Below are 26,278 nucleotides of genomic sequence, written 5' to 3' on the forward strand. Positions count from 1 at the left end.
GAATTCAGGATTGCGGCTCGGGGGGCGGCGCGGTCTCGACGCGGCTGACCATCACCTTGTCGATGCGCTGGAGATCCATGTCGACCACTTCGAATTTCAGGCCGAAGCCCTCGACGGTTTCGCCGGTCTTTGGAAGGTGGCCGAGGAGCGCGAGCACGACACCGGCGACGGTGTTGACGTCGGCGCCGGCCTCGCCGAGTTCGGCGCGATCGAACTCGTCGATCTCGAGTTCGCGGCAGAGATCGGAGACGGAGAGTCGCGCATCGACGAGGTAGCTTCCGTCTTCGCGCTTGACGATCTCGGGGTGATCTCCTTCGGGGCGGACGACGTCGCCGACGATGGCGCTGACGAGATCGTTGAGCGTGACGAGTCCCTCGGTGCCGCCGAATTCGTCCACGACGACGGCGAGGTGTTCGCGGGTTTCGCGGAAACGGTCGAGGAGCTTGAGCGCGAGCGTGTTTTCAGGGACGAAGAGGGGCGCGCGGGCGAGGCCTTCGAGGTCGATCTTCTCGCTGGAGTCGGAGAGGCCGCTGACGAGGCCGAACTTGACGAGGTCTTTGACGTGGACGATGCCGACGAGGTGATCGATGCCGCCTTTGCAGACGGGGAAGTGCGAGTGGGGGCTGGTGGCGACGATGAGGCGGACGCGGTTGACATCGTCGTCGGATTCGATGTAGACGATCTCGCTGCGCGGGACCATGAGGCTCTTGACCTTGCGATCGGCGAGATCGAAGACGCGATCGACGATCTCGCCTTCGCTGGCGGCGAAGACGCCGGCCTCGGTTCCTTTTTCGATGAGGCCTCGGACTTCTTCTTCGTTGACGGCGTCGTCGCCAACGGTTTTGATTCCAAGGAGTTTGAGGACGGAGTCGGTTGCGCTCGTGAGAATCCAGACCAGCGGCGAGGCGAGCGTGGCGAGCCAGGCGATGGGCGCGCCGGACCAGCGCGCGATGCGCTCGGGGTTGACCATCGCGAGGCGCTTGGGGAGGATTTCGCTGAACAAGAGCGAGACGAGCGTGAGGCCGATGACGACCGTGACGATCGAAACGAGATGCGCGTGCTCTTTCAGCGCGGGGATCTGCAGCGCGATCCATTGTTCGAAACGATCGGCGAGCGAGGCCTCGCCGAGTGCGCCGAGGCTGAGGGTGAGGACGGTGATTCCGATCTGGATGGTGGAGATGTACCTGGTCGGGTGCTGCACCATGCGGAGCGCGTGGCGGGCGCCGGCTTCGCCCCGTTCGGCGGCGTGCTCGAGGCGGAGGCGCCTCGAGGCGACGATTCCGATTTCGGCGGCGACGAAAATGGCGTTGACAAACAGCAGGACGGCGATGAGGACGACTTCGATCACGGGGAGAGCGTAGCGAGGAGCGTGGAGGGCGCCGGTGTTCGGTGTTTGTGACCGTGCGGGGATGTTATTTCTTGCGTCGAGCCCCACACTTCCTTTAATCTGCGGGTGAGGTGATCGCCTCGCGTCCGTTCCGGGGGCGCGGTTCTGGGATACATATAGAAGAAAGGGATGTTCATGCACACGACCCGCACCGGATGGGCCCGTTTTTCGACTCTCGCGGTTTTGGCGGTGGTGAGCGCTGCGGGAGCGATGATGAGCTCGGCGGGCAGAGCGCGCCCAGAGAGTTTGGCGTGCGCGAAGAGCGAGGGGAATTGCCCGGGACTCGTTGCTTCTTGCGGATCACTGACAGAGCACTCCCTTCCCTCAACCTCTTCCCCCCACCCACTCAGGGAAGGGGCGAAAGAGATGATTCCAGGGCTGGCGGGGATGCTGGCGAAGATCGATGAACAGCATCGCGCGATGGTGGAGAAGCGGATCGAGACAGCGCTTGCGAAGCCGAATGCGGCGGCGATGAGCGCGTGCTTTGCTCCGGGAACGTCGAACGAGGTGATGGAGGCGTTTCGCATGGCGGAGGCGCGTCTGAACCCGTTCGATGATCGGTTCCGCAACGGGCCTCGGTGGCAATCGACGGCACTGATGCCGGGTGGCAGCCCGCTCGGCAAGCCGGTGACGCTCACGTGGTCGATCGTGCCGGACGGCACGTTTGTCGAGGGATTCAATGGAGAACCGGATGCGCCTTCGAATCTGCGGGCGTACCTGAACGGGATCTACGGCAACCAGGCGGTGTGGCTTCCGATCATCCAGTCGGTGTTCGATCGCTGGTCGCAGGTGAGCGGGCTCAACTATGTGTACGAGCCGAACGACGACGGCGCGCCCCTGCAGGAACCGGGCGGGAACCCCAGCACGAACTTCGGCGTCGTGGGCGTGCGCGGCGACGTGCGGATCAGCGGGCACACAATCGACGGGAACTCGGGCGTTCTGGCGTACAACTTTTATCCCGACGTCACCAACGCTGTCGGCGGGGACATGGTGATCGACACGGGCGACAATTTCTTTCAGACGACGACGGGCAATTCGGTGCGCTTGCGCGACGTGATGATGCACGAGCACGGGCACGGGATGGGGCAGCCGCATGTGTGTCCGATCGAGACGGCGAAGCTGATGGAGCCTTTTGTCGCGACGAATTTCGACGGGCCGCGGCACGACGACATCCGCAGCGCGCAGTACTCGTACGGCGACGTGAACGAGCCGAACGATTTCGCGGCGGAGGCGACGTACCTGGGCGTTCTTGATTGCGGGAGCCTGAGCCTCGGCGATCTGCCGGCGCCGGCGGGGCCGGTGGCGGGTGCGATCACGGAAGTGCCGATCGGTTCGACGCTTTCGCTTTCGGATGTGAACGACGACGACTTTTACGCGGTGACGGTGACGGGCGCGGCGCGGATCTCGGTGACGGCGACGCCTCTGGGCCTTTTGTACGACGATTCGGCGCAGGCGTGCTCGGGGCAGAGCGGCTCGTGCTGCTCGGGGAGCCCGACGGACAGCCTGACGAAGATCGACCTGGCGATCAATGTCGTCGGAACGGACGGAACATCACTGATCGCGAGCGCGAATGCGACCGGCGCGGGAGCGCGGGAAACTCTGAACGATGTGGTGCTTCCGGGCGCGGGGACCTATTACATTCAGATCAAGCCGGCGGGCTCGGTGAGCACGGCGCAGTTCTATCACCTCGACATCACGACGGCGCCGAACACGGTGCTGGCCGGATTGACGGGGGATTCGGATGTCGCGATCCCGGCGGGCGTGCTGGTGCCGGTGGAGCTCAAGATCAACGACGGGACCGAGGCGTTCGATCTTTCGCAGAGCCGCTTCTTCTACAGCCTCGACGGAGGCGTGAATTTTGTGGAAGCGCCGATCTATGACCACGGCGGCGGCGCGTATGTCGCGGCGCTCGCGGATATTCCCTGCGGCGCGACGGTGCCGTTCTATGTCGAGGTGCGTTCGACGAGCGGGAGCCTGGTGAGGCTGCCGTGCAGCGGGACGTATGTGCCGCGGTCGGGCGAGGTGTTCAACACGTACACGACCGACTTCACGAGCGACACGGGCTGGGTGGTCGGGCCGAACACGGCGACGACCGGCATCTGGGAGAACGTGGTTCCGATCGGTTCGGCGGCGCAGCCGGGCGCGGATCACACGGGTCCGGGCGGCAAGTGTTTCGTGACGGGGCAGGGCGCGCTCGGCAATTCGGCGGGCGCGTTCGACATCGACGGCGGGCAGACGCTCCTGACGAGTCCGACGATGAATCTTTCCGGAATGCAGGACGCCGAGGTTTCATACTGGCGGTGGTACTCGACGGGCGCGGGCGCGGCGCCGTACGCGGATACTTTCATCATCCAGGCATCGAACAACGGCGGGAGCACGTGGACGACGGCCGAGACCGTGGGCCCGGGCAGCGTGACCGACCCCGATACCAATCCGGGTTGGCGGTTCAAGAGTTTCAAGCTCTCGAGCATTGGCATCGCGCCGAGCGCGAACGTGAAGGTGCGGTTCAACGCGTCGGACATCGGTTCGGGTTCGGTGGTCGAGGCGGCGCTGGATGATTTCGCGGTGCGCGGATTCTTCTGTCAGCCGGTGGCGTGGTGCGTGGGCGACTTGAATCTCGACGGGCTGGTGGAAGACTTTGACTTTGTGGTGTTCGCCGCGGCGTACAACACGCTCGATTGCGCGGACCCGGCGATGCCGGCGGGGTGTCCGAGTGATTTGAACGGGGACGGGTTTGTGGATGACTCGGACTTTGTGTTGTTTGTGAGCGCGTACAACGAGCTTGTTTGTCCGTGAGGGGAAGGCATTCGGCATTCGCGGAAGATGCCGAAGGGCAGAGGGGCAGAGGGAAGAAGGCTGTCGAGGTGTCGATGTGTTGAGAGAAAGAGCAGAAGAGGGGAACAGGTGAAGAGGTGGGGGTGGGGGGTGGAAGTGGGGCGGAAGGGAGCGGATATGAGTGCGCGAACGGTGCGGAGTATTGTCGGTGGACTGAACGTGCTGGCGTGCGGGGTGGTGGTGCTCGTGATCGGCGCGGCGAGTGAGTCGGTGCATGGGGCACCGGTGGACTGGGCGGCGTGGACATCGTCGACGGGGCCATCGGTTTCGGGCACGGCGCAGGGAACGATCGCGACGAGCTCGGGCTCGGTGTCGGTGACGTACAGCGGCGAGATTTTCTTTTCGCAGGTCAACAGCGCGGGAATCTACTACTACGCACCGGATGCGCCGTACCTGAGCGCGACGGTTTCGAACGCGCCGCCTCGCGCCGACATCATCGCTCTGCAGGGCGGGGTGGGCTCGGGCACGCACACGCTGACATTCACGCCGCCGGTCGAGAATCCGGTCATGGCGATCGTGAGCCTCGGTCAGCCGAGCATCGTGGTGACGTACGACTTTGATGTGCCGTTCACGATTCTGTCGTACGGGCCGGGGTATTGGGGAGGACCGGGGACGCTGAACAACATCGGGGGCAAGCGCCTCACCGGCGTCGAGGGGCACGGCACGATCCGGTTCATCGGGACGGTGAGCAGCATCAACTGGACGATTCCCAACCCGGAAACGTGGCACGGGTTCACGGTCGGGTTGCTGGGCGTGGCTCCGTGCCCGTGCGACCTGAACGGCGACGGGTTTGTGGATGACGACGACTTTGTGATTTTTCTGGCGGCGTACAACATCCTCGATTGTCTGGATCCGTCGATGCCGGCGCGATGCCCGGCGGATTTCAACGGAGACTCGCTGGTGGATGACACCGATTTTGTGATCTTCGTGGCGGCGTACAACGAGCTGGTGTGTCCGTGAGGGGAAAGAAGAGGCACTAGGCACTAGCAGGCTGTTGAAAAACTCCAACCAGTCGCAATTTCGAACCGCCATCTACCCTCGCGACCCGGGTCTGAGGGCCAGAAAGTTGTCTGCAATGCGTCGGCGCAGTAGGCACAATCAGAATTTCAACAGCCTGCTAGGCATTGGGCATTCGGCATTCGGCATTGGGCATTCGGCATGAGGCATTCGGCATTGGGCATTGGGGAAAGGTGTCGAGGTGTCAAGCTGTCGTGCCGCGTCAGGCGGGCTTCCATGTTCCGTTTTCCCAGCCGATGACGACGCGCTGGACGTTCTCGTAGTAGATCTTGCGGAGCACGGGTTCGGAGAGGCCGATGCCGCGGAGCGTGGGGCTCGAGAGATCGGTGTGTTTGTCGGGCTCGACCATTTTGAGATCGGGGTCGGCGATGGGGCTCTCGCGATCGCCGACGGTTTCGAACATGGTGCGGAGCGCGAAGTAGCGGCTGGCGTAAAGCTCGAACGCGGTTTCGGGCGAGTCGGAGAGATCGCTCATCGGGCTCATGCGCTGCTGATCGGGCGTTTTCTTTGTGAGTTGATCGTCCATCGTCACGATGTCGGAGCCGAAGAAGATGCGGTCCTGCCACTTCTCGAAGAAGGCGAGGAGTTCTTCGCGCGGATGCTTGCCGAGCTCGCGTACGACCCATTTGGTCGCGCTGGTGTCGAGGTACAGATTCGGATGGCGTTCGAGCAGGCCGGAGAGGAAGTTGAGATCTTCGGGGTTGCCGCCCATGTGTGCCGCGATCCACGGAACGGGGAAGCGCTTGAGCATGACTTCGAGCCCGCGGTAGTGTTCTTTCTTGACGCCGTATTTGGCGCGATCGGTGTACTTGGCTTTGAACCAGGTGTCCGGGTCGGCGGTGTGAGTTTTGATCATCATGCCCAGCGACACGGCGAGCTCTGCCGCGGCGACGCGCCACTTTCCATCGAGCTCGATGTAATCGTCGCGATCGGGGCCGGTGAACCATTCGCGGGTGCGCGGCGCGTTCCAGAGCTTGATCATTTTTGCGCCGTGCTCTTCGCGGAAGGCGCGGATGCTGTCGAGGTAGCCGGGGCCGAAGGCGTGCGCCTTATCGGGGAGTGAGAAGTTGGGGATGGCGACGAAACGGACGGAATCTTTCAGGACTTCGCGGACTGTTGGAACTTCGGTGAGTCGCGTCTGGGAGTAGGTGAGCCGGACGCCGAAGAGACGCGCGGCGGTTTCGTAGATCCTGGTCGCTTCCTTGCCGTGGATGTGGGAATGGACGTCGATGATGCGGCCGTTGAAGGCGCGCGCGTGGGGGAGTGCCGCGGCAAGGGCGACGTAGTCGAGCGCATGGAGGTTGTGCGGGGACGTGGTGGGGGTGGGCATGGGGGAAGAAGAGAGGGGAAATCTGAAATCTGAAATCTGAGATCTGAGATCGGAGAAGAGAGAAGGCGACCGATCGTACAACCAAGGGGGAGCGCGATGTCCGGTCGCGGCTTGGATGCCGCGAGAGGCGGGGAGATTCGCGAACATGGGAGTGTGCGTGGCGCCGTAATCGGGAGTCAGCCCGCCTCGGGGCAGAGGAACGCGGCGTATTCGATGACGAAGGACGTGAAGTCGGCATCATCGACGAAGTCGTCGTGATTGAAATCGGCGGGGCATCCGGCGGTCATTGCCGCTTCGGTGCAGTCCATGAGGTCGTAGTCGCGCGCGAAGTCGCAGAAATCGGAATCGTCGACGATCGCATCGTTGTTGAGATCGGCGGGGCAGAGGGAGCAGGCGGAGAGAGCGAAGAAGCCGAAGGCGCTTTCGGTACCGGCACGATCGAAGACGCCCCCGACGAAGAGTTGGCCGCGGAACACTTCGAGCGAATTGACCCACCAGCCTGAAGTCGGGTTCGGATTCTGCGGCAGCGGACGCCAATCAGAACCGGTCCACTCCGCGAGCGCCACGCCGGTCGCGCCGAGATTCCGGCCGCCGGCGAACAACCGGCCGTTGTAGACCTTTGCCGCATTGATGGTTCCGGTGAAAGGCGCACCGACGGTGCGCCAAGTTTCGCCGCTCCATGCGCGATACGAGTCATTTCCGAGCGTGACGAGCTCGTTGCGGTAAACAACGGGCAGAGCGGGATTCGGGGTGCCGCCGGTATCAACGGCCTCCCAATCGGATCCGTTCCAGCGGGCGAAGCCCTGCATCGGAACATTTCCATAGTGAGTGAACGTGCCGAGCGCGTAGAGCTGATCTCGGAAGACAACGAAATCGCTGATGCCGCCAAGCGCGGAACCCATGGGCTGCCATGCGGCGCCGTCCCAGCGAATAGCGCCCGGCGCGATGATGTCGCCGTGGTACTCAATGAGCGGAGGAGTTCCGGGGAAGCCGGCAGCGCCCAAGCGAATCCAACCCGTTTCCGTGAGTCGATAGATCCCGTCTCCGTCGACCGAGGCAACGAGCGTCCCTTGCAGTGAATAGATCTTCTTGGAATACGCGTTGGGAGCGAGCATGGGGAGAGCACGCCATGTTTGATCGGTCCACTCTGCGGAATTGCCAGCTATGTCCGCGGCATACAGCGTTTTTTCTGTCGCGCACAAGAATTGGGATCCGTACTTGGACCATCCCGAGCCGATGGATTGCCAGTCCGAACCGGTCCAACGAGCGAGCCCGTTTGCCGGCGCGAATCCGGCGTGTGAGATGATGCCGCCAGCAATCAGTTGGCCACGGAAATTGGCCATGGATTGAACGGTTGCCGGCGAGAGTCCGACCACGAGCCCGCCGTTCATGTTGGACCAGTTCGAACCGTTCCAACAGAGAATGCTGTTGGCCATGTCTTTGCTTGTGACAAAAAGTTGGCCGCCAATGTACAGTTTGTCGGCGATAGCGCTGATGTAGGAGAAGCTTCCCCAGAATCCGGTCTGCGGGAGTTCGAGCGTGGTCCACTGAGAACCATCCCAGACGCGAATTGCGGCTGTGGTGAGCGCGACGAGCTTGCCCTGATAAACCGTGAGCGCATCGACAGGCGCGCCGGGGCCGGCGCCGAAAGGTTGCCACGCTTGCCCGTCCCAGCGCGCAACGTACGGAACGGGACTCGTGCCCGATTTCAGAAAGTAGCCGCCCGCGATGATCTCGGAGTTCCAGACGACGAGTGAAGTCACCGAACCATTGAGTCCGTTACCGAGTCCCAGCCAGCTCGTTCCGTTCCAGCGTGCGACGTTCGCCACGCTTGCAGTACCGGCGGCCGAGAAACCACCGCCGACGTAGAGCCAGTTTCCGAGCGTGGCCATTGTGCTCACCGTGCCGTTGACTTGGCCGCCGGGGAGCGATTGCCAGGTTGATCCGTTCCACTGAGCCATTCTACCGAGCGACGAGCCCCCGACCGGTTGGACGCTTTGTCCCGCGACGATCAAGCGACCGAAGATCGAACCGATCGCCGCCGGAGCGGCGGTGAGTCCGTTGCCAAACGTTTGCCATTGCGTGCCGTCCCATGCGGCGATGTGGCCGGGGGAGGCGTTATTCGAGAGAGCGAAATCGCCCGCGACGACGAGTCGATCTTGGAGAGGTCCGGTCCAGTCGGGGTCCCAAAGCGCGGTCAAGGAAATCGTCGAGCCCGGCGAAGTGCCGGGAAGATCGGACGCGCGGGCGGGCTCGCAGGGCTGCGCGAATGCCGCGGCGCAGAGTAACGAAGCGAGCGCGAAGAAAGGGATCGAACGTGTCATCAAGTGCCCACCCGGATTCATGGTTTTGTGAGGCCAGCATACCGCGGAAGACATGATTCATGCGGTGCGGCGGAGTTATTTGCTCGAAGATTCATGAGCGGAAAGTGCGTGTTTTCGGACCACTGAATTTGACAGGCGTGGGCGCGGGCGGAACTTGTCGAGATTTGGCGAAGCAACGAATCCCTCCCTTCCCCCAACCCCTTCCCTCAGGGAATGGGCTTTGAAAAGCCAATCACTTCGTCACGACGTATTCGTCGACGAGCATCACGCCAGAGCCGTCCGACCGCGGCACCTTGATCTCGGCGCGGAGCGTGATGTGCAGATCGGTGTCGGGCTGCGAGTTGACGATCCATTGCGGAAGGCCGGAAAGCGGGATGCGATAGGTGCGCGTCGCGGGGTCGAAGAGCTCGGCGTTGCGGCGCAGATCGGAAAGGTCGATGTCGTAGCGGCGCTGCTGCGTCGCGTTCGAAAAAGCATCGGGGTCGTCGGAGTTGCGGGCGTTGTTTCCCGCGCTCGGCCCATACAGAAAGATGACGAGCGGGCCGATCGCCTTGGTGCCGTCGCCCCAGGAATCGCGGAACTCGAGGTGCGCGATGATGCGGACCTCGGCGGGCTTTGGGGTGACGTCCTGGGGCGGGATGTTGTCGGCGGGCGAAGGGCCGGAGGGGTTGGCGGGCGGCGCGGGCGGTGCGCTGCCGCGCTCGATGTGCGTGAGCGGGTAGATGCGCATCGAAGTCGGGAGGAAGGGCCAGTTGGCGGCCGTGGCGGTGTTGCCGTGGAAGCTAAAGGCCGAGCCCGTGGAGTTGCAGGCGGCGAGAAGAAGCGTGAGCGGAAGGAGAAGTAGGAAGCGGGTCATGGGAGGGAAGTTTAAGGGATGGCGGATGGGGGATGTCGGATTTCGGATGTGAAGAGAGAGGCGTTGAACGCAAGTGCGGCATGCGACCAAAGGGAGGAGGGGCGCGAAGTGATTCAAAGAAACGGGGCGGTTCCGGAAAGTATTGCAGAGTCAGGCTGTGTACCGGGTTGCGAGGAAGATCGCGCGGGCGAAGCACAAATTTCGCAACGCAGCAATACTGAACGAAAGCGCGATGGCGAAGGCAAGCGCCGCGAATACGAGTCGCTGGGCACTGGCGAGAATGAACATTGGTGACACCAGCGCGAGCAAAGCGCAAACAATCGCGATGAAATATGCGCCGAAGGCAATCTCGTTCAGGATCTTGAGGCTCCGGCGTTCTGGATTGGTGAACAGGTCACCGACAGCGCTCAAGAACAGAGTCTTGGCACTCGCGCCGACGCAGGAGGCTAAGAGGACGATAAGACCGGAAGCTAGCGTGACGAGAAACGCCCCGGCAAGAAAAGAGAACAGCGCCAGGAGACCAGCAATGGTCGCGACGGAACTCGTGGTGGAAACCAGAAGTGCTGTGCTCTTTGATTTGGCTTCATGGAAACCCAGGGGAACAAAGCTCCAGAGCGCTTCGACGGAGATAATGAGCCCTATCAATACGATCGTGAAAACAGATTCCAAGATTCGAGATTCAATCGCCACACCAACCAATAGGACGGCAATGGCAATCGCATCCATCAGTGCAATAGATGCCAACAGGGCTGGAACGGCGCGGCGACGCGAGATCGTGCGCGCGAGCGCACCGTGCCTGCCGATGGAATCTTCGATCGACAAACCGCACTCGGGGCAGAGTGAAGTGGGAGGCAGGCCGGCGATCGAGTAGCCGCAGGAGATGCAGGTGGTGGAGAATGGCATTGGGCAAGGGCAGCGTATCGGAACGATGAATCACGCCAGCGCGACGCGCGCCCGTTTCACGGGCGAGTGAGCTGAAGAGGCGATTGCCAGATGCTGCGCATTTGGCAACGATCATCCGCCCTTGTCATGGGCTACAAGGTGCGCGGAGCACGGAGAAGAAGGAGTCCTCCCTTCCCCCAACCCCTTCCCTCAGGGAAGGGGCGTCGGAAGCGCGGGTCCGTCGGCCTGTAATAGTTTGGAAACGTTGCGCGCCCACCCCCTTTCCCCCTCCCTCAGGGAGGGGGTTTCGGAAGAGCGAGCCGATCGATGGCGCCGGCGAGCGAGCGCTGCGCTTCCTGGACGGCGGTCATCGCGGCGGTGGAGCGGTCGAGTGCGCCGAGGACGGCGTCGAGCGTGCGGCGTTCCTGCATGAGGCGATCGTGTGTTTCAGCGATCTGCTTTTCGCGGGTTGCACTGGCACGGCGCTCGGAGAGCCACATCCACGCGACGAAACCGGCGAGACCGAATTGAGAGAGGATGGGGGTGAGGGTGTCGTTCATGAGCAGGCACTCGGCACTCGGCACTAGGCACTGGGCACTAGGGAAAGGCATCGGGAAGGGCATTGATTATCTTTACTGATGCCCGATGCCACATGCCCGATGCCGCCTTCATGGCGTGTCGTTGAATCTTCGGAAGCGCGCGGTGTAGGCGAGCGAGAACGCGCGGCCGCGGTCGGTGCGATCGGCTTCTTCGAAGGTGATGAAGCTCATCTGCGTGAACGTGCGCCCGGCGTTGTCGATGAGCGTGCCGGGTGTCGGCGGCTCGATCAACTGCGCCGTGATGGCGTCGCGGAGCGTCCAGAGCGCGGACTGACTGGATGCGATCAGGCGGCCGGTGATGCGGATGGTGAGTTCTTCGAGCCCGAGCCAGCCGCTGCCGCTGAGTTGGATGCCGAGGCGGAGCTTGGGAACGACGAGCTGGCCCTGATACTCGAGCGCGAAGCGGTGAGGACCGGAGCCGAAGAGATTGAGAGATTTGAAGGAAGACATGGGAATGGCGGATGTGGGATGGCGAATGTCGGATGTGAGAACGCGGAATGCGGAACCGGAGAGAACGCGGAGTTGCGGAGGTTGCGGAGTTGTGCGGAGGGTGAGGAGATGGCGAGATGAAGAGGTGGGGAGGTGAATGTGTGCGATGGATCACCTGCTTCGCTGCTCATCTTGTCATTTCCTCATCACGCATCGCTGAACGTAATCGGATCGGTTGCGCCGTTGGGCGAGAGCGCGGCGAGGGAGATGATGCGTTCTGGCTTCGCCGCGAGATCGTTGCGGATACTGCGGACAACGACCTGCGCGGAGACTTTCTGCCGGTGCGCGTGCGAAGCATTGGGGGAGATGATGAATTCGAGCGTCCCTTGCTCGCCGGGCTTTGGGCCTGCGAGTGTGAACTCGCGCTCGAGTCGCTGCGTGATCGTGATCTCGACTTTGACTTCGGGGATGTCGGCGAAGATGGCGAACGGGCCGGAGTCGGACCATTCGACGATTTCGCGATGCGCGAGACGATCGATCGAAACCGAATCGATGTCGGGGAGATCGATCGAGAGAAGCGAGAGTTGGGAGGGGTTGAGGAAGAGCATGGGGAAAGCAAGAGGCACTGGGCACTGGGCACTGGGCACTGGGCACTAGGCATTTGGCACTTGGCACTGGGCATCAGGCATCGGGCATCGGGCATCAGAAAGAGACTGGAGGCGGAAAGATGGGCGTTCAAGTTCGGATGAGCGGCACGATGCTCGCGCGGCGGGTCGCGTCGGGGAGGAAGTCGCCGTCGGCATCGATTTCCGCGACGAGTGAAGAGCGTTCGAGCGACACGAGTTGTTCGTAGCGCTTGGCGCGGCGGGCGAGAGGGCCGTCGGGCGATTGGATTTCGGAAGCGGAGGAGAAGATCGATGCGAGCGTGGCGAGTGCCGCGTAACGGGCGAGGGCTTCGGGATTGGTGACGATCGGAGATGGATTCCCTTGGGAGTCGGTTGCGGGCTGCGCAGGATCGAGGCCGAGTGATCGGAAGACCCGGTCGGTGACGATCACGATCTGCGGGCGGAAGGTGTGGAGGATGACCGTTGCGCCGGTGATCGGCGCGGGCACGAGCACGGTGTCGCTTGCTGCTGCGCGGACGCGCGAGATCTGGGCGGTTGTTGCGGAGAGTTTCGCGACCACTTCGTGCGGGATTTCGTTGATGAGGACGACCATGCCGGGCGCGAGCTGTGCGCCGTCGAAGTTCACATCAAAGCTCGAGATCGTGAGGGTTGTGCCGCTGACGGTGCCGGAAGCCTTGATGAGCTGCTGCGAAACCCAGCGGATTTCGGAGAAGAGGTTGGGTTCGAGGCGGAGGAGATCGGCGTCGGTGAGGAGCATGGGGAGGGTCCAGAAGGGGCAGAGGGGCAGAGGGCAAAGGGGCAAAGGGGCGAAGGGACGGAGAGAAGAGGTGATGAGCGCCGGAGAAGCCCGCGCCGGGCGGGGAACGTCCGGCGCGAGGGAGGAGCCGCGACCCGTCAGCACGTGCTCTGGTTTGCCGCACGTCGAGGTATGTCGCGGGGGGAGGTGTCGAGGTGTCAAGGTGTCGAGAGGAAGGAATGGAGAGGGGAACAGGAGAAGAGGAGAACAGGTGAAGAGGTGAGGAGGTGTGAGGGCGAGTGGTTTGGAATCCCTTTGTCCCTTTGCCACTCCGCCACTCGGACCCTTCTTCTTCACGTCAGGCCGCGGATGATGCCGTGCGCGTTTTCGTTCTTGAATTCGAGCGTGTATTCGCCGACGACCTGTCCCGCGGTGGCGTCGCCGGTCTGCGCGAGCGGTTTGAACGCGAACGAGCGGCCCTGGAGCGGCATGACGCTGATGCGCGAGGAATCAAGCAGAAGGATCGAATCGCTCGGGACCCAGCGGCTGAGAATGACGCGGCAGACGCCGAAGTCGCTCTCGTAGGTGCTGATCATGTCGCGGAACGACATGTCTTCGGGCGTGTACGCGCGGCTGCCGGTCGCGAAGCCGTTGATGCGGCGCTTGAGCGCGCCGGAGCAGACGATGGTGTCGATCTTGCCTTGACTCTGCTCCCAGATGAAGCGGAGCGCGGCGTTGAGAACGGGCTCGTTGAGATCGGTGCCGCTGCCGCCACCGGCGGGCATCTGCCCGGTGTTCGGCGCGTATTGATTCGTCGAGATGAGGCGGATCATTCCGTTCATCGAGCGCCGAATCGTGCTCGACCCTTGCGGGTTGCTCGCGGGCGCGACGCCGTTGATCACGCAGTTCTCGAGATCGCGGAGCAATTCGCGCAGGCGCTCCTGTTTCTGGTATTCGAGTTCATCGTCGATGCCGTGCTGGCGTGCCGCACGCATCGAACCGGAGACTTCGACGGTCGAAGTGAAGATCTGGGTGTAGTTGGCTTTTCGTGCGCGAAGCGTGAAGCGGGCGGTGGTCGCGTCGGCGCCTTCGAGCGCGGCGTTGCCCAGGATGAAGAAGCGTTTGCCGTTGGTGAGAGTTGCCTTTGCGGTCGTGCCGTAGCCGCGGACGACGGTGAGCACGTTGCCGGCGACGGCGGTCACCTGCATCACTTCGGCACTGGCATCGGGGCGGACGAGATCGCCGATCTGGAAGCGCGAGCCGTTCTGGACGGTGAGGCTGGTCGCGTTCTGGGCGTCGGGAGTGAAGGTCGTCTGGTTGAGCGTGTCGGTGTTGGGGAGGAGCGAATCTTCGATCCACTCGTGGATCGTGCTGAGAGCGGGGCGCTTGGCATCGCCCAGGTAGTCGAGCAGCGGAGTTTCGTACGGAGAGACGATGCCGACGATGTCGGAGACGTCTTCCATGATTTCGGGGAGGTTGGACCCGGCGGCGAAGGTGGTTTTTCCGGAGTAAGACATCGAGACGTTCCTGAGGAAGAGAGAGACACAGAGGTAAGAGAGAGAACGCGGAGTTGCGGAGAATGTGGAGTTGCGCGGAGAGAGGAGCGGGAGCGAAGAAGAGGAATGCGAGGCCCTTCCCCCAACCCCTCCCGTCAGTGGAGGGGCGTTAGAGAGCGAGCCCCGCGCGGGCGCGGAGGTAGGTGAGAAGAGAGCGGCGATCGCCGCGGGAGCGGGCCTGCTCGGCGAGATCGGAGAGCGAGTCGGCCGGAGAGGTGCTGATCGCTGGACTCATCGCGGAGGGGACGCTCGGGCGGGTCGAGAGCGCGGATTCGAAGAGAAAGGGCTTGCTGGCGCGCAGCGTTTCGATAAGCAATTGGATGTCGGGCGCGTCGGCTTTCGCGTCGGGCTTTTCGAGCATCGAGGCGAGCATGAGCGAGGCGACTTCGGTGTCGATCGCGCCGGCGCTCGTGAGGGCGCGGTCGATTGCTCGTGCTTGTTGTTCGCGTGCGAGCGCTTCGCGGAGCGATTGGGATTCGAATTCGAGCTGGGCGAGCCGGGTTTCGGCCTCGAGCGCACGGGCGCGCCAATCGGCTTCTTCGGAGGTTGGCGGATGGGTTGCCGTTGATGTGGGTGAAGTTGGCGGTGTGCCGCCGTCTTCTTCGGGTGGGGGAGCGGTTTCGGGCATGGGAAGTTCCTTTGAAAGGGCCAAATGGCCAAAGCGCCAAAGGGCCAAAGAAGAAAGCTCAAAGCAACAAAGCTCAAAGCTCAAATCCGGAAACGGGAAAGAAGTCGCGGCGGCATGTCTTTGGCATTTGGCCACTTGGCGCTTTGGCCATTTCTCACACCGCCCCGTCATCCCGCGGCGTGTATCCGAGTTCGTTGAGGAGGCGCTGCTTGTCCACGCCGATGCGGAGTTTGGCTTCGGCGGTTTGGACTTGCTGCAGGTCGTCGGCGGGGAGCGGATCGGGCCAGTCGATGCGGATCGAGCGATCCACTTCGTCGGTCTTGAGGATGTCGAGGTGATCGAGCGCGGCCAGAATCAGGCGCGATGCTTCGGCGAGTCCCCTTCCGTAGGTCACTTGTTTACGCGCGGTGCGGCTGAGCAGGCCCATAAGCGTGACGCGGAGCGCCATCGCGCTCGAGAGATTGCCGACTTTGCCCTGGACGACGCCGGTCGCGAGAGGGGGAACGCCGCTGAGCTTGTCGAGCGCGTTGCGGAGCGCTTCGAAGTGAGCATCTTCGGATGGCGCTTCGGCGTCGCCGCCGAATGTCTGGATGGAGGCCTGCGTGTCGTCGGTCGAGATCATGACGCCGGGGCCGATCGCGAGCGAATCGGGCGAGCCGAGCCCGCGGCAGAGGTACATCTTGAAACTCTGCATCGAGAGGCGGTACGCGCGATCGGTGAGGCGGGTATTGAGTTCATCCTGGAGCGGGATGAGCGGCTCGACTTCGCCGATGCCGCTGTAGTGGAACGGCTGGCTGACGTTCTGGATGTGGACGACCGGGATGCGGCCGTTTGTCCAGGGTGTTTCGTCGGCGGAGACGAGGCGATCGTTCTCGTAGGTGTGTTGAAAATCGGAAGAGAGAATCTCGGTGTGCGTTGTGCGCTTTCGCCGCGCTGAATCGGAAGAGAGAAGCGAGCGGAAGAGGCCGGGCTGTGCGGCTTCGTGCTCTTCGCGCTCGAAGCGGATGACATAGGCGGAGAGACGTCGGAAGTCGGAGGTATCGGAGACGGGGATGCCGCGGCGCGGGTCAATGGTTTCGATGCGGACGGGGGGCGCGATTCGGAGCGCCTCGGGCGGGGTTACGCCGAGGGCTCTTGCGCGTCGGCGAAAATCTGCGGCGGTTTCGGTGACGCGGACGAGCAGATCGACGTGACCGAAGACGTGGGCGAGGAGCGCGAAATCGGTGAAGAGTGAGATGCCGCCGCTGGATTCCCAGATCGCGTCGAGCGCGGATTCGACGGCGCTGCGGGTTGCCTGCGAGCGCGCCGTGCTGATGAAGCGGATGGGCTTTGCGAAAAGGAAATCAACCATGGCGTGGACGCGCCAGGCGATGTCGTTCTCGATGACGAGTTCGCGGGGAGAACGGAGGCGGTCGTCGGTGTTCGTCGAAGCCGGGTTTGTGAGGCGAGAAGGGAGGCCGATTTGCTGGGGTTGAGCGTACCAGCGGGCGTTGGCCCCGGTGACGGACCCCGCGCGGGCGACCGGCTCCAGTGCATTCCTGTAATACGTCCAGAGTTTGTCGAGACGCGGGAGTGTGCGCGTCTCGTGCTCTTTGAGAAGAAGAGCGAGTGATGCCTCGTTGAGGCCGACGTCGGAAAATGCCTGGAGCCGGTGCGCCATGTCGGGGATCCGTCCTGCCGCCGTGCGGGCGGCTGATCGCGGGTGCTCGAAAAAGCGAGCCTCCACAAAGGGACGCATGTGCGCGAATGGCCCAAAGAGTCCGTCGGTGCGCGGGTGTGCGCGCGGGGGCTAAGCCCTTGCCGCGCAATCGGCTGGAGCGATTTTCAGAAAATCCCACGTGGGGGAGTTGGAGCGAGCGCGCCTGGTACCAAGAACCTGCAACTACGCCACTGGTCCTGGTGTTGAACCGCGAACTGTGTTCGGCGCTTTGCGATTAGTAGTTCGAGCCGGCGTTATTCCACTGATCGCCGGAGTCGCTGGAGCCGACCGGATTGAATCTGCCGGTGCCGCCGTAGCCACCGTCGTCGGTGTTCCATTGCGAATCGTTGTTGTTGCTGCTGGCGCAGGCGACAAGCAATGTCGCGACAAATGCGATCGCGAGGAAGGAAGAAAAGAAACGGGCCGAGTTTCGAAGCGTGCGCATGTGCGGGCTCCGTCAGTGGTGCGACGAGTTCTTTCGCGCGGCGTCGAGCAGGCCGGCGATTTGTTCCGGCTTGACATTTTCGTGAAGCGTCTCGTCGATGAGCAGGGCCGGGGCCGTGCCGCAGGACCCGAGGCACTCGAGCTCGATAAGTGTGAAGACGCCGTCGTCGGTGGTCTCGCCGACATCGATCCCGAGCGCGTCTTTCACGGCTTGTGTGATTGCGGGTTGGCCGCAGAACTCGCATGCGATGGAGCGGCAGACGCTGACGAGGTGCTGGCCTTTCTTCTTGAGCCAGTATTCCTCATAGAAGGAAGCGGTGTCGATGACGTCGGCGGGCTTGATCGCGAGGAAGTCGGCGATCTCGAGCATGGCCTGGCCGGGGATCCATCCGTAGGCGTGCTGGATTTCGTGCAGGCAGGGGAGGAGCGCGCCCATCTTGCGTTCGTAGCGCGGCAGGATGTGCTGCGAAAGGTGCGAGCGCATGTCGCTCGTCAGGTAGGGCTCTGACCGTTTTTCGACGGTCGCGCCGGCGGAGTTTTTGGAGATCCAGGCCATGGGGGAGTGTAGAAGGGGCGGAGGGACAGAGGGACAGAGGGGCAAAGAGGCAAAGAGGCAAAGAGGTGTGGTGCCGCGAGATTGAAAGGAAAAAGCCCGGGTCTCTCCGGGCCATTTCAGAATTGCGAGTTGTTCGATCGGCTCAGGGGCAGATCAGGTCGTTGTACGCGGCGGCGAAGATCACGAAGTCCGCGTCATCGACGAAGCCGTCGTTGTTCAGGTCGCCCGGGCAGCCCGAGGGCATGCTCGGATCGGTGCAATCGAGGATGTTGTAGGAGTTGGCGAAGATGACGAAATCGGAGTCATCGACGAAGCCGTCGTTGTTGAGATCGCCGGGGCACGGCGCGGCGCAAAGGCCGGGGAATGCCGCGTCGAACGAGGCCAGGTCGGCTTGCGTGACAGCGGCGTTGTTTGTGCCGCCGGCGCCGTCGGTGGTGTTCATGTTGAGCATGGCGAGCAGGCCGTTGAAGCTGCGGCCCTGCCACTTCCACCAGTTGGGAATGACGATGTCGTCGGTCGGATCGGGGGTTCCCTGATCGCGAACGTGGGTCTCGGTGTCGTCGAGCGTGGCGCCGATGCGCGACTGGAGCAGGTTGCGGTCGTCGCAATTGACGACACCGTCGAAATTGAAGTCACCGATGATCCAGCGGAACTGCGTGACCGTCACGCCGTAGGTGCCGGTCGTCACACCGTCGTTGAAATTGCCGGGGGTGATGGCGAAGCCGGCGCGGCTGATGTCCTGGAAGCGTGCTCCCGGAGTCTGGCCGGGGTACGTCGGGCCGCCGGAGAGCGTTGCGTCGTAGAGCCTGGTGCTGTTCACGAGCACATCGCCGTAGATGAATTCTTCGTCGGCCATGTGGGTTTGGACGACTTGGTTGCTGCTATTGAGGCGGTCGCCGAGATTCGGATTGGTGCCGAAGTAGGCGACGCGCGAAACGGCATCGGGGTTGAAGCCGGGCGTGTCGGAGATTTCCTGCTGCTTGGAGCGGGAGTATTCCTTGCCGCCGCTGTTGGACCAGGTGATGTCGTCGACCATCTGGTACGGCTCGAGCGAAGAAGGCGGCGGAGTCGGGACGGGCACGTAGCTGGTGTCTTCGCTGTTGACCGGAATCTCGGGCAGGTAAGGGAATCCGTTCTGCGTCGCGATTCCGTTGAGATCGATCGAACCGTCGAAGTTCACATCGGGGTTCACATCTTTGCGCCAGGCGTAGCGGGTGCCGCTGAAATACGTCGCGCTGCCGTCGTAGCGGCTGACAAAGCCACCCGCGCCGTTGGAAACCAGCGTGTGATAGGGGCGCTTGCGGAGCAGCACAAACGTCGCGCTTCCGTCGTTCTTGATGCGACCGGCCGTGTCGGAAGTGGGGATGTGCTGCGAGATGAACGTTGCGCGATTCGTGGCGGCGGGAAGCAGCGGCGGAATGAGCGAGTTGTTGCCGTTGTTGTTGTAAAGAACAAAGAAACCGTTGCTGCCGATGGTCATGCCGTCGAGTGACCACGCCTCGTCGATCTCGGGCAATTCATCGCCTTCGTCCCACCCGGAAGGAAGAGGACCTGGGATGTTGTTGCCGTCGTCGGCGCCGCCGAAAACCGAGGCGATCATGTAGCCATCGAGCTTCATGCCGGGGCGACCGTACAGCTCGATGAACTCGTAGCGATCATCGCCCGAGCTTCCGCTGCCGGCGGGGTTGGCCCAGACTTCGTTGAGGATGACTTGCGCGTTGCCGGCTGCGGCGATCAGCGATAGGGCGGCGAAACCGATCGTGGTCGAAACTCTCATAAAGCTCTCCCGAAAGTGAACGAATAAGAAACGGTGCTTGTGAAGCGTCGGGTCAGCGGGGCTAGTGATCCACGCTGCTCCGCTCTTTGGTGGGATCGGGACCGAATCGGCCGGTCGTCAAGTGTCCGCCGAAGACTTTTCGTTCGACGTCTTGGTCGTCGTAGGGGTCGTCGGCTCGAACGCTGGCGCCATCGAGCCAGCCGAATTCGCCGTCCATGTTGGAATCGCGGAGCGAATCGACGTGTCCGTCGGCGAAGAGCCAATTTCCGTAGTACTTGTCGAGATCTTTCTGGTTAATGCCGCCGGAAGCGGTGTTGCGGAGCTTGCCACCGGGCGCTTTTCCGTGCGCCGGACCGAGGTCGCTCCACGATTGCTTGCCGAAGAGACCGTCGACAGGGGAACCCGCGTATCCGTCGGTCAAATGCTTGACGACGCGATAGGTGTCGGAGCCGACAAGCACTTCGGATTGACCGTCGTTGAGATCGTTCACGCGCCCATCGGCAAAGAGCGGCACAAGATTGGTCGGAACCATTCCGAGGTATTTCTCGTTCATCGTGCCGCGCAGGGCCTGGCGGGTGCGCTTGGAATCGAGATAGGGGCGCTTGACATCGACGTCGGGGTTATCGCGAAGGTCGATGAGTTCGGTGAACGCGAAGTACCAGGTGGGCGTGTAATTGGTGTTGTACCCGGCGTTGAACATCGCCTGGCGCTTGGTGGTGGTGGCGGTAATTCCCTTGAAGCTTGCCGGGAGTTTGTCGTTTTGGAGCGACTGAGTGGAGCGAGCCGGATTGGTCGGGCAGAGGTTGGTGCCCGGATTGAAGTAGCCGCCCTCGACGGCGTCTGCCATCCAGCCGACTTTGCCCGCCTGGATGTCGGCGGCGTTTCCCCAGTTGTTGTTGACGCGCCCGTCCTGCGGGCCGCTGCAATACGAACCTTTGTTGCTGCCCGAGTATGCGAGAAAGGCGATCCCCATCTGGCGCAGGTTGCTCTGGCACTTGACGGTGCGCGCCGAGTCGCGGGCGGCGCTCAGGCTGGGGAGCAGAATACCGATCAGGATCGCGATCACCGCGATGACGACGAGCAGTTCGATCAGAGTGAAAGCGCCGCTGGAGGCTCTCATACCGCGGCAACGAAGGGATTTATTCAAACGCTGCGCTGGCATGGGGATGCGGCGTGATCCGAATCGGTTGAGCTGCAGAGAAATCGAGGCGGACCTTAACACGGCGCGCGATCGACGAGCGCTTTGGAATTGGCAAGATTGCGTCAAGATCGCGCAAAGACGCCGCAAGCGAACCCGACTCCTCGTAACACAACCTTTACACGATCTTCGTCGGGAGTGAGCGCAATGGAAAGACCCGAGGGTTTAGTCTTGGCTCCCCGATTCCGACGACGCGAAGTTTGTGCGTCGTACGCCGGGGTTTACAGGAGCGAGAGATGAACAAGCAGATTGCGATCGGTGCGGCGGCATTGGTGACGGCGGCGAGCAGCTCGATGGGCGCCATCCGCATCACGGAATGGATGTACAACGGCGCGGGCGGCACGGCTCGCGAGTACTTCGAGATCACAAACACGGGCGCGTTCGCCATCGATTTGACGGGCTGGTCGTTCGATGACGACTCGCGCGCGCCGGGGACGGTCAGCCTTAGCAGCTTGGGCATTCTTGCCGCGGGCGAAAGCGCGATCGTCTGCGAGCCGACCGCGGCGGCGTTCCGCACGGCGTGGGGCCTGGCGGCGAGCGTCAAAGTTCTCGGCAGCAACACGACGAACCTCGGTCGCGCCGACGAGATCAACATATACGACGCGTTCAACAACCTCATCGATCGTCTGACGTACGACGATCAGACAATCGGTGGCCCGCGCACGCAGGGCTTCTCGGGCAACATCATGCTGGCGAACCTCGGCGCGAACCGCGCCGACCTCGCGCTGATTTCGTCCGTGGGCGATGCCTACGGCTCTTGGACGAACTCGTTCGGGGAGATCGGCAACCCGGGTACGTACGCCGATATCCCTGCGCCGGGCGTTCTTGCTCTCGCCGGCCTCGGCGCTGTGATCTCTGGTCGGCGTCGACGGGCCTGATGATGGACTGAGGACAGCCCGATCGCAATCGGATTCGTTCCGCACACAGGACAAGCCCCCGGAGACCCCGGGGGCTTTGTCGTTTTTCGGGGGCTGATACGATCTGACGAAAGCCGGGAGGTGGGTGCGGCCCGGTTCGCTCGGAGAACGTCGGATGGCGAAGAGCCGTGCTTTTGGGTGTGTGATTGCGGCGATCGCGACGCTCGGTTGTGCGTTCGGGCAGACAAGCGGGCGCCAAGCCGGGAAGCCCGGCGAGAAGACCATTGAGACGCCGGGAAAAGTCGTTCGGCCCCGGACGACCCAGGACGACATCGACGACGCGATCGCGATTCTGAAAGCCCAGGCGTCTGTTGCGGGCGAGTTTCTCCTTAAGGGAGACGTTGACGGGGCGAGCAAGCTGGTGCTCGAAACCTTTCCCGAAGCCACAAGAACGCCCGCGCAGTCGTTCGTGATGGGTCAGGCAATTTTCCGCAACGATCCGAAGCTTTCGTATTCGCTCATCAAGTCGGCGGCCAAAAAGCTCCCGGACAGCGCCGAAGTTCTGCTCGCTTGGGGGCTCGAGCAGCATCGGGAGCGAGAGTACGAAGGGGCGCTTCAAGCGTACGAGCGGGCGGACGAACTCCGCCCGGGCAACGCGCCGGTGCTGGCCGTTGCCGCGGAGTGCGCGCTGCGCATCGGAAATGTCGAGAAAGCGCTCGCACTCTGGAAATCGTGCGGCGAGGCGACACGCGGAACGCAGGAAGACATCGAGTCGCTGGTGTGCGAAGTCAATGACCGCAGGCGTCCGATGGGGCGGCGTGCGGAGCTCGTCAAGAAAGTGCTGAACGCCAACGAGCTTGCGGCGGCGGACCTTCTTCTCCTCGATTGCGACTGGCCGAGCGATTGGTGGAATAAGGGGCCCAATCGGCAGTTTCTCGAGAACGATTTGTTGACGGTGGGGAAGTGGATTCTTCCGGGTGGGAATGTTCAGGTGCAGGAAGCCAAGTGCGTCGGAGCGCTCGCGATGATGGAGCGCCCCACGAAAGAAAAGGTCTACGACCTTCTGCGGCGCAGCCGCTATTTGATCGATGAACAGGCGACGATGCCGACGAACGCGCGGGCGGCGGTGCAGATGCTGAGATACGCGATCCGCTCGGGCGCAACCACGCGCGATGACGCCCGCGTCAAACTCGGGCCGCAGTTCGTCGAGATGGCGAAGAACTCGGGCCTCAAAGACGCGTTCGAGGCTGCGGGATTTCTGTACTTCCAGACAGGAAAGGCGGACGAGATCGACCGTCTCGGGTGGGAAGTCGCGAAGGACCCGCGCTGTGCCGCCGGCGTGCTGGCGGCGATGGTGGAGAAGAAGGAATTGAAGTGGGAGAGCCCGGAATTGCAGAAGGCGATCAAGGATTTTCCGGAGAGCGCGGCGATCGCGGGGATCGCGCTCAAGGCCGGGGTCGAAGCCGGTCAGCCCAAGCGAGATCTGCTCATCCGGGCGATCCTGGCGGAATATTCGGGGTTTTCGTTGTCGGATCGGGGCGGAACGGTGCGGCCGCGCTCGGATGCGCTGCGGGACCTTTGGCAGCAGTTGGCGGAGTTGAAAGAGTGAAGAGCGGTCAGTTCGTGGAGTTCAGCGGCTCCGCGCCGACGTACTGCGCTTTGACGCCCGCGAGCCCTTCGAATGGTTGCTCGCCCATCACCATTTGAGATCCGATCGCGACTGCTTCTTCGGGAGAGAGGCCCTTGGTGCGGACGAGATAGGCGGTCCAGAGGTGTGTTGCGCGGTAGCCGACCTGGCAGTGGAGGAGTACGGGGCCGGAATTGTGGCGCGAGAGCGCCTCGGCGAATTTGTCGGTCGCTTCCGTGGTGTAGGGGTATTCCTTCTTGGGGCCGCCGAGGGGAATGAAGACATACTCGACGTTGAGACGCTTCAGCGTTTCGGCTTCATCGAACGGCACACGCTGGCGGTCGTTCATTTCTTCCGGCGTGCGGATGTTGACGACGAGGGGGCACCCGTCCTTCGCCAGTTTCTCGAGCGTCGCTTCCTTGGGCTGCCCGGCGACGATCACCGGACCGACGCGATAGGCATTGGCCGTGTAGCCCTCATCCGCGGCATTGAGCTCAACGGGCTGTGCAACGGGCGCGGCATTCAACCCGCTGGAAGCGACCGAATTCGGGGAATGCCCGATGCGATCGGAAGCACAGGCTCCGAGCGTCGCGGCGACGAGGATTTGAGCAAATAGCGGCGATGCCCTCATGTGTGTTCCTTTGCAGCGGCGCAAAAAGGATTCTCGCAACGGCTTCAAAGATCAAATGCGATCAAAACGCCGCGGCAAGAACATGCGGCCGCCCGCCGGCGAAGAATGCCTGAGAAGTGGAAGAGCCCTTTGCCATCCTGATAGACGGGAAGTGCACGCTCTGCCGGCGCGAGGCACGGTTCATGCAGAATCTCGATGCGGGCCGCGGCAAGCTGAAGATCCTCGATATCACGGCCCCGGACTTTGAACCGTCGCGGTTCGGTGCGACCGAGGAGGCTCTTATGGGGCAGATTCACGGAATCCTGTCCGATGGACGGATGATCGCCGGCATGGGGGTTTTTCGGCATGCATATCGCGCGGTCGCAGAAGGCGGCGGTATCGGCGCGCGCCTCATGAGCGCGATCGTGAGCGTGACGGGATGGCCGCTGATCCGCCCGCTGGCGGATTGCTTCTACCGCTGGTTTGCGCGGCATCGAATTCGGATCAGCGCGATCGCGGCAAGGTTTCTAGGGGAAGAGCCGGCGATGGCGTGCGAGGGCGATCGCTGCAGAGTGCCGTGAGCCAAAGATTCGCACAATGATCGAGCTGCCTCGCGCCTTGCTACTCACGATTTGTTTCACGCTCACCTTGCGTTGTCCTGCGCAGCCTGTCTGGCGCGAAACCACGCCCGAACAAGCGCAAGCCTTTGCTCCTCCCGATCCGCCCCGCGAATTCCGCGGCGTGTGGGTCGCCAGCGTGCAGAACATCGACTGGCCGAGCGCAAGCAATCTGAGCGTTGAGATCCAGAAAGCCGAGATCATCCGGAACTTGGATGGGCTCGAAAAGATGAAGTTCAACGCGGTGCTGCTTCAGGTGCGCCCGAGCTGCGATGCGCTCTACATCTCGTCGATCGAGCCGTGGAGCGAGTACCTGACCGGTGCGAGCGGGATCTCGCCCCCTGCTGCCGGTTACGACCCGCTGCGGTTCTGGATCGAAGAGGCGCACAGGCGCGCGATCGACGTTCACATCTGGATCAATCCGTTTCGGGCCCGCCATTTCAAGGCGAAATCGCCGAATGCGGCATCGCACATCTCGCGGACCAATCCGGCGATCGTGAAGGAATACGACAGCTATGAATGGCTCGACCCCGGTGAGCCCGAAGCGGTCGAGCACACGATGCGCGTCGTCATGGACATCGTGAACCGATACGACATCGACGGCGTGGCGATCGATGACTATTTCTACCCTTATCCGAAGGAAGGTGTGCCGTTTCCGGATAACGCGAGTTACGAGAAGTACGCCGCGAAGATGCGGGCCGATGCGCCGCCGGGAACCGCGATCCGTCCGCTGACGCGCGATCTCTGGCGCCAGCAGAACATCAACAGCTTCGTCGAGCGCTTCTATTCGGAGATCAAGCGAGCGAAGCCGTACGTGCTGGTGGGGGTTGCGCCGTTTGGAATCTGGAAGCCGGGGTTCCCCGAAGGCATCAAGGGAATGGACGCGGTTGCGAAGCTGCACGCCGATGCGAGGCTCTGGCTCATGAACGGATGGCTCGATTATCTCTCGCCGCAGCTCTACTGGTCGATCGATTCGGTCGAGCAGAACTTTGTGCGTCTCATGCTCTGGTGGGCGCAGCAGAACACGAAGGAGCGTCATCTCTGGCCGAGCTTGTACACAAGCCGCATCGGGCTCGAGACCGAGGACGTTTCGCGCAACTGGATCCCGATGGAGATTGTGCGCCAGATCAACGTCACCCGCGAGCGCTCCGGAAACCCCGGTTTCCCGGAGCCGGGACAGATTCATTTCTCGCTGAAAGTAATGCTGGAGAACCGGGGCGGGATCAATCAGGCGATCATGTCTGTTCAGCCGGAGAGCGCTCTCATTCCCGAAAGCCCGTGGCTCAATGAACCCGCGTTTTCAAAGATTGATTGGAAGGCGATCGTCGCCGCGGACAACACGCGAACCGCGCTCGCTTGGATTCCCTGGGAGTTTCCGCTGGGGCCCTCGCGCTGGGTGCTGCAGGTTCGTCGCGGCGGGGAGTGGCGCACCCTGATTCTGCCGGGCGGGCGCGCGGGCGAAACTTTCGAAACTCAGGGCGCCGACACTATCGCTCTCACGCCGGTGTCGCGGACGGGGGCATTGGGCAGAAAACGCATCTGGCACGCCGCTCAGAATGGTTCAAATTGAGCAGGCGGGTGCCGCCGGGGCCGAAAGAGGGGGCGTGAAAGGGTCGGAAATCCGGTATTCGCGATTCCGAATCATTCCGGTGCTTCTTGCGTTCTGCCGTTGGTGGATCGGGAGGCGT

The 26,278-nt window shown here is 62.6% G+C and carries 23 protein-coding genes; 6 read left to right on the plus strand and 17 right to left on the minus strand.

The features are described from left to right. Positions 1-4 precede the first annotated feature (4 nt). Positions 5-1,348, minus strand: a complete 1,344-nt coding sequence (locus tag KF691_01265; GenBank protein MBX3388063.1) for an HlyC/CorC family transporter — start codon at positions 1,346-1,348, stop codon at positions 5-7. A gap of 405 nt (positions 1,349-1,753) precedes the next feature. On the opposite strand from KF691_01265, the gene KF691_01270 reads away from it, so the two are divergent. After that, complete coding sequence (locus KF691_01270) at positions 1,754-4,183, plus strand: matrixin family metalloprotease (protein MBX3388064.1); 2,430 nt, start codon at positions 1,754-1,756, stop codon at positions 4,181-4,183. Between the two features lie 156 nt (positions 4,184-4,339). Then, the gene (locus KF691_01275; protein ID MBX3388065.1) at positions 4,340-5,182 is read left to right on the plus strand and encodes a hypothetical protein; all 843 of its coding nucleotides are present in this window, start codon (positions 4,340-4,342) and stop codon (positions 5,180-5,182) included. Between the two features lie 259 nt (positions 5,183-5,441). Here the strand turns inward: KF691_01275 and KF691_01280 are convergent, their stop codons facing one another. The 15 genes from KF691_01280 to KF691_01350 all read right to left on the minus strand — a co-directional run bounded on the left by KF691_01280 (position 5,442) and on the right by KF691_01350 (position 20,801). Further along, positions 5,442-6,569, minus strand: coding sequence for an amidohydrolase family protein (locus tag KF691_01280; protein ID MBX3388066.1), 1,128 nt, complete (start codon positions 6,567-6,569; stop codon positions 5,442-5,444). 176 nt (positions 6,570-6,745) lie between these two features. Beyond that, complete coding sequence (locus KF691_01285) at positions 6,746-8,893, minus strand: hypothetical protein (GenBank protein ID MBX3388067.1); 2,148 nt, start codon at positions 8,891-8,893, stop codon at positions 6,746-6,748. 232 nt (positions 8,894-9,125) lie between these two features. Further along, the gene (locus KF691_01290) at positions 9,126-9,749 is read right to left on the minus strand and encodes a hypothetical protein (GenBank protein MBX3388068.1); all 624 of its coding nucleotides are present in this window, start codon (positions 9,747-9,749) and stop codon (positions 9,126-9,128) included. Positions 9,750-9,899: 150 nt separating this feature from the next. Beyond that, a complete protein-coding gene (locus KF691_01295; GenBank protein ID MBX3388069.1) occupies positions 9,900-10,652 on the minus strand; it encodes a hypothetical protein in 753 nt (250 codons plus the stop codon). A 272-nt stretch (positions 10,653-10,924) separates the two neighbouring features. Further along, the gene (locus KF691_01300; GenBank protein ID MBX3388070.1) at positions 10,925-11,191 is read right to left on the minus strand and encodes a hypothetical protein; all 267 of its coding nucleotides are present in this window, start codon (positions 11,189-11,191) and stop codon (positions 10,925-10,927) included. A 108-nt stretch (positions 11,192-11,299) separates the two neighbouring features. Further along, positions 11,300-11,680, minus strand: a complete 381-nt coding sequence (locus KF691_01305; GenBank protein MBX3388071.1) for a hypothetical protein — start codon at positions 11,678-11,680, stop codon at positions 11,300-11,302. A 185-nt stretch (positions 11,681-11,865) separates the two neighbouring features. Beyond that, positions 11,866-12,267, minus strand: coding sequence for a hypothetical protein (locus KF691_01310; GenBank protein ID MBX3388072.1), 402 nt, complete (start codon positions 12,265-12,267; stop codon positions 11,866-11,868). 127 nt (positions 12,268-12,394) lie between these two features. Continuing rightward, on the minus strand, positions 12,395-13,042 hold the full coding sequence (locus tag KF691_01315; protein ID MBX3388073.1) for a hypothetical protein: 648 nt from the start codon (positions 13,040-13,042) through the stop codon (positions 12,395-12,397). A gap of 332 nt (positions 13,043-13,374) precedes the next feature. Continuing rightward, positions 13,375-14,538 (minus strand): DUF5309 family protein, encoded by a 1,164-nt coding sequence (locus KF691_01320; GenBank protein ID MBX3388074.1) that lies wholly within the window; start codon positions 14,536-14,538, stop codon positions 13,375-13,377. A gap of 148 nt (positions 14,539-14,686) precedes the next feature. Then, a complete protein-coding gene (locus KF691_01325; GenBank protein MBX3388075.1) occupies positions 14,687-15,205 on the minus strand; it encodes a hypothetical protein in 519 nt (172 codons plus the stop codon). 154 nt (positions 15,206-15,359) lie between these two features. Next, entirely contained in the window at positions 15,360-16,865 is a 1,506-nt protein-coding gene (locus KF691_01330) for a phage portal protein (protein MBX3388076.1), read from the minus strand. Between the two features lie 274 nt (positions 16,866-17,139). Further along, a complete protein-coding gene (locus KF691_01335; protein MBX3388077.1) occupies positions 17,140-17,349 on the minus strand; it encodes a hypothetical protein in 210 nt (69 codons plus the stop codon). A gap of 12 nt (positions 17,350-17,361) precedes the next feature. Further along, entirely contained in the window at positions 17,362-17,904 is a 543-nt protein-coding gene (gene nuoE / locus KF691_01340) for an NADH-quinone oxidoreductase subunit NuoE (protein MBX3388078.1), read from the minus strand. 142 nt (positions 17,905-18,046) lie between these two features. Continuing rightward, entirely contained in the window at positions 18,047-19,681 is a 1,635-nt protein-coding gene (locus tag KF691_01345) for a hypothetical protein (GenBank protein ID MBX3388079.1), read from the minus strand. A gap of 61 nt (positions 19,682-19,742) precedes the next feature. Continuing rightward, positions 19,743-20,801 carry a DUF1559 domain-containing protein gene (locus KF691_01350; GenBank protein ID MBX3388080.1) on the minus strand — a complete coding sequence of 353 codons (1,059 nt, stop codon included), beginning with the start codon at positions 20,799-20,801 and terminating at the stop codon, positions 19,743-19,745. A 314-nt stretch (positions 20,802-21,115) separates the two neighbouring features. Between KF691_01350 and KF691_01355 the strand changes: the two genes are divergently transcribed. Beyond that, positions 21,116-21,757 (plus strand): lamin tail domain-containing protein, encoded by a 642-nt coding sequence (locus KF691_01355; protein ID MBX3388081.1) that lies wholly within the window; start codon positions 21,116-21,118, stop codon positions 21,755-21,757. A gap of 154 nt (positions 21,758-21,911) precedes the next feature. Next, entirely contained in the window at positions 21,912-23,345 is a 1,434-nt protein-coding gene (locus KF691_01360; GenBank protein ID MBX3388082.1) for a tetratricopeptide repeat protein, read from the plus strand. Positions 23,346-23,352: 7 nt separating this feature from the next. Here the strand turns inward: KF691_01360 and KF691_01365 are convergent, their stop codons facing one another. Next, positions 23,353-23,994 carry a hypothetical protein gene (locus KF691_01365; GenBank protein MBX3388083.1) on the minus strand — a complete coding sequence of 214 codons (642 nt, stop codon included), beginning with the start codon at positions 23,992-23,994 and terminating at the stop codon, positions 23,353-23,355. Between the two features lie 116 nt (positions 23,995-24,110). On the opposite strand from KF691_01365, the gene KF691_01370 reads away from it, so the two are divergent. Together KF691_01370 and KF691_01375 are read left to right on the plus strand one after the other, a co-directional pair. Further along, entirely contained in the window at positions 24,111-24,554 is a 444-nt protein-coding gene (locus KF691_01370) for a DUF393 domain-containing protein (GenBank protein MBX3388084.1), read from the plus strand. Positions 24,555-24,570: 16 nt separating this feature from the next. Beyond that, positions 24,571-26,160, plus strand: coding sequence for a family 10 glycosylhydrolase (locus tag KF691_01375; protein ID MBX3388085.1), 1,590 nt, complete (start codon positions 24,571-24,573; stop codon positions 26,158-26,160). Positions 26,161-26,278: the final 118 nt, after the last annotated feature.

This window comes from Phycisphaeraceae bacterium (genome assembly GCA_019636555.1).
Taxonomy (GTDB): Bacteria; Planctomycetota; Phycisphaerae; order Phycisphaerales; family UBA1924; genus JAFEBO01.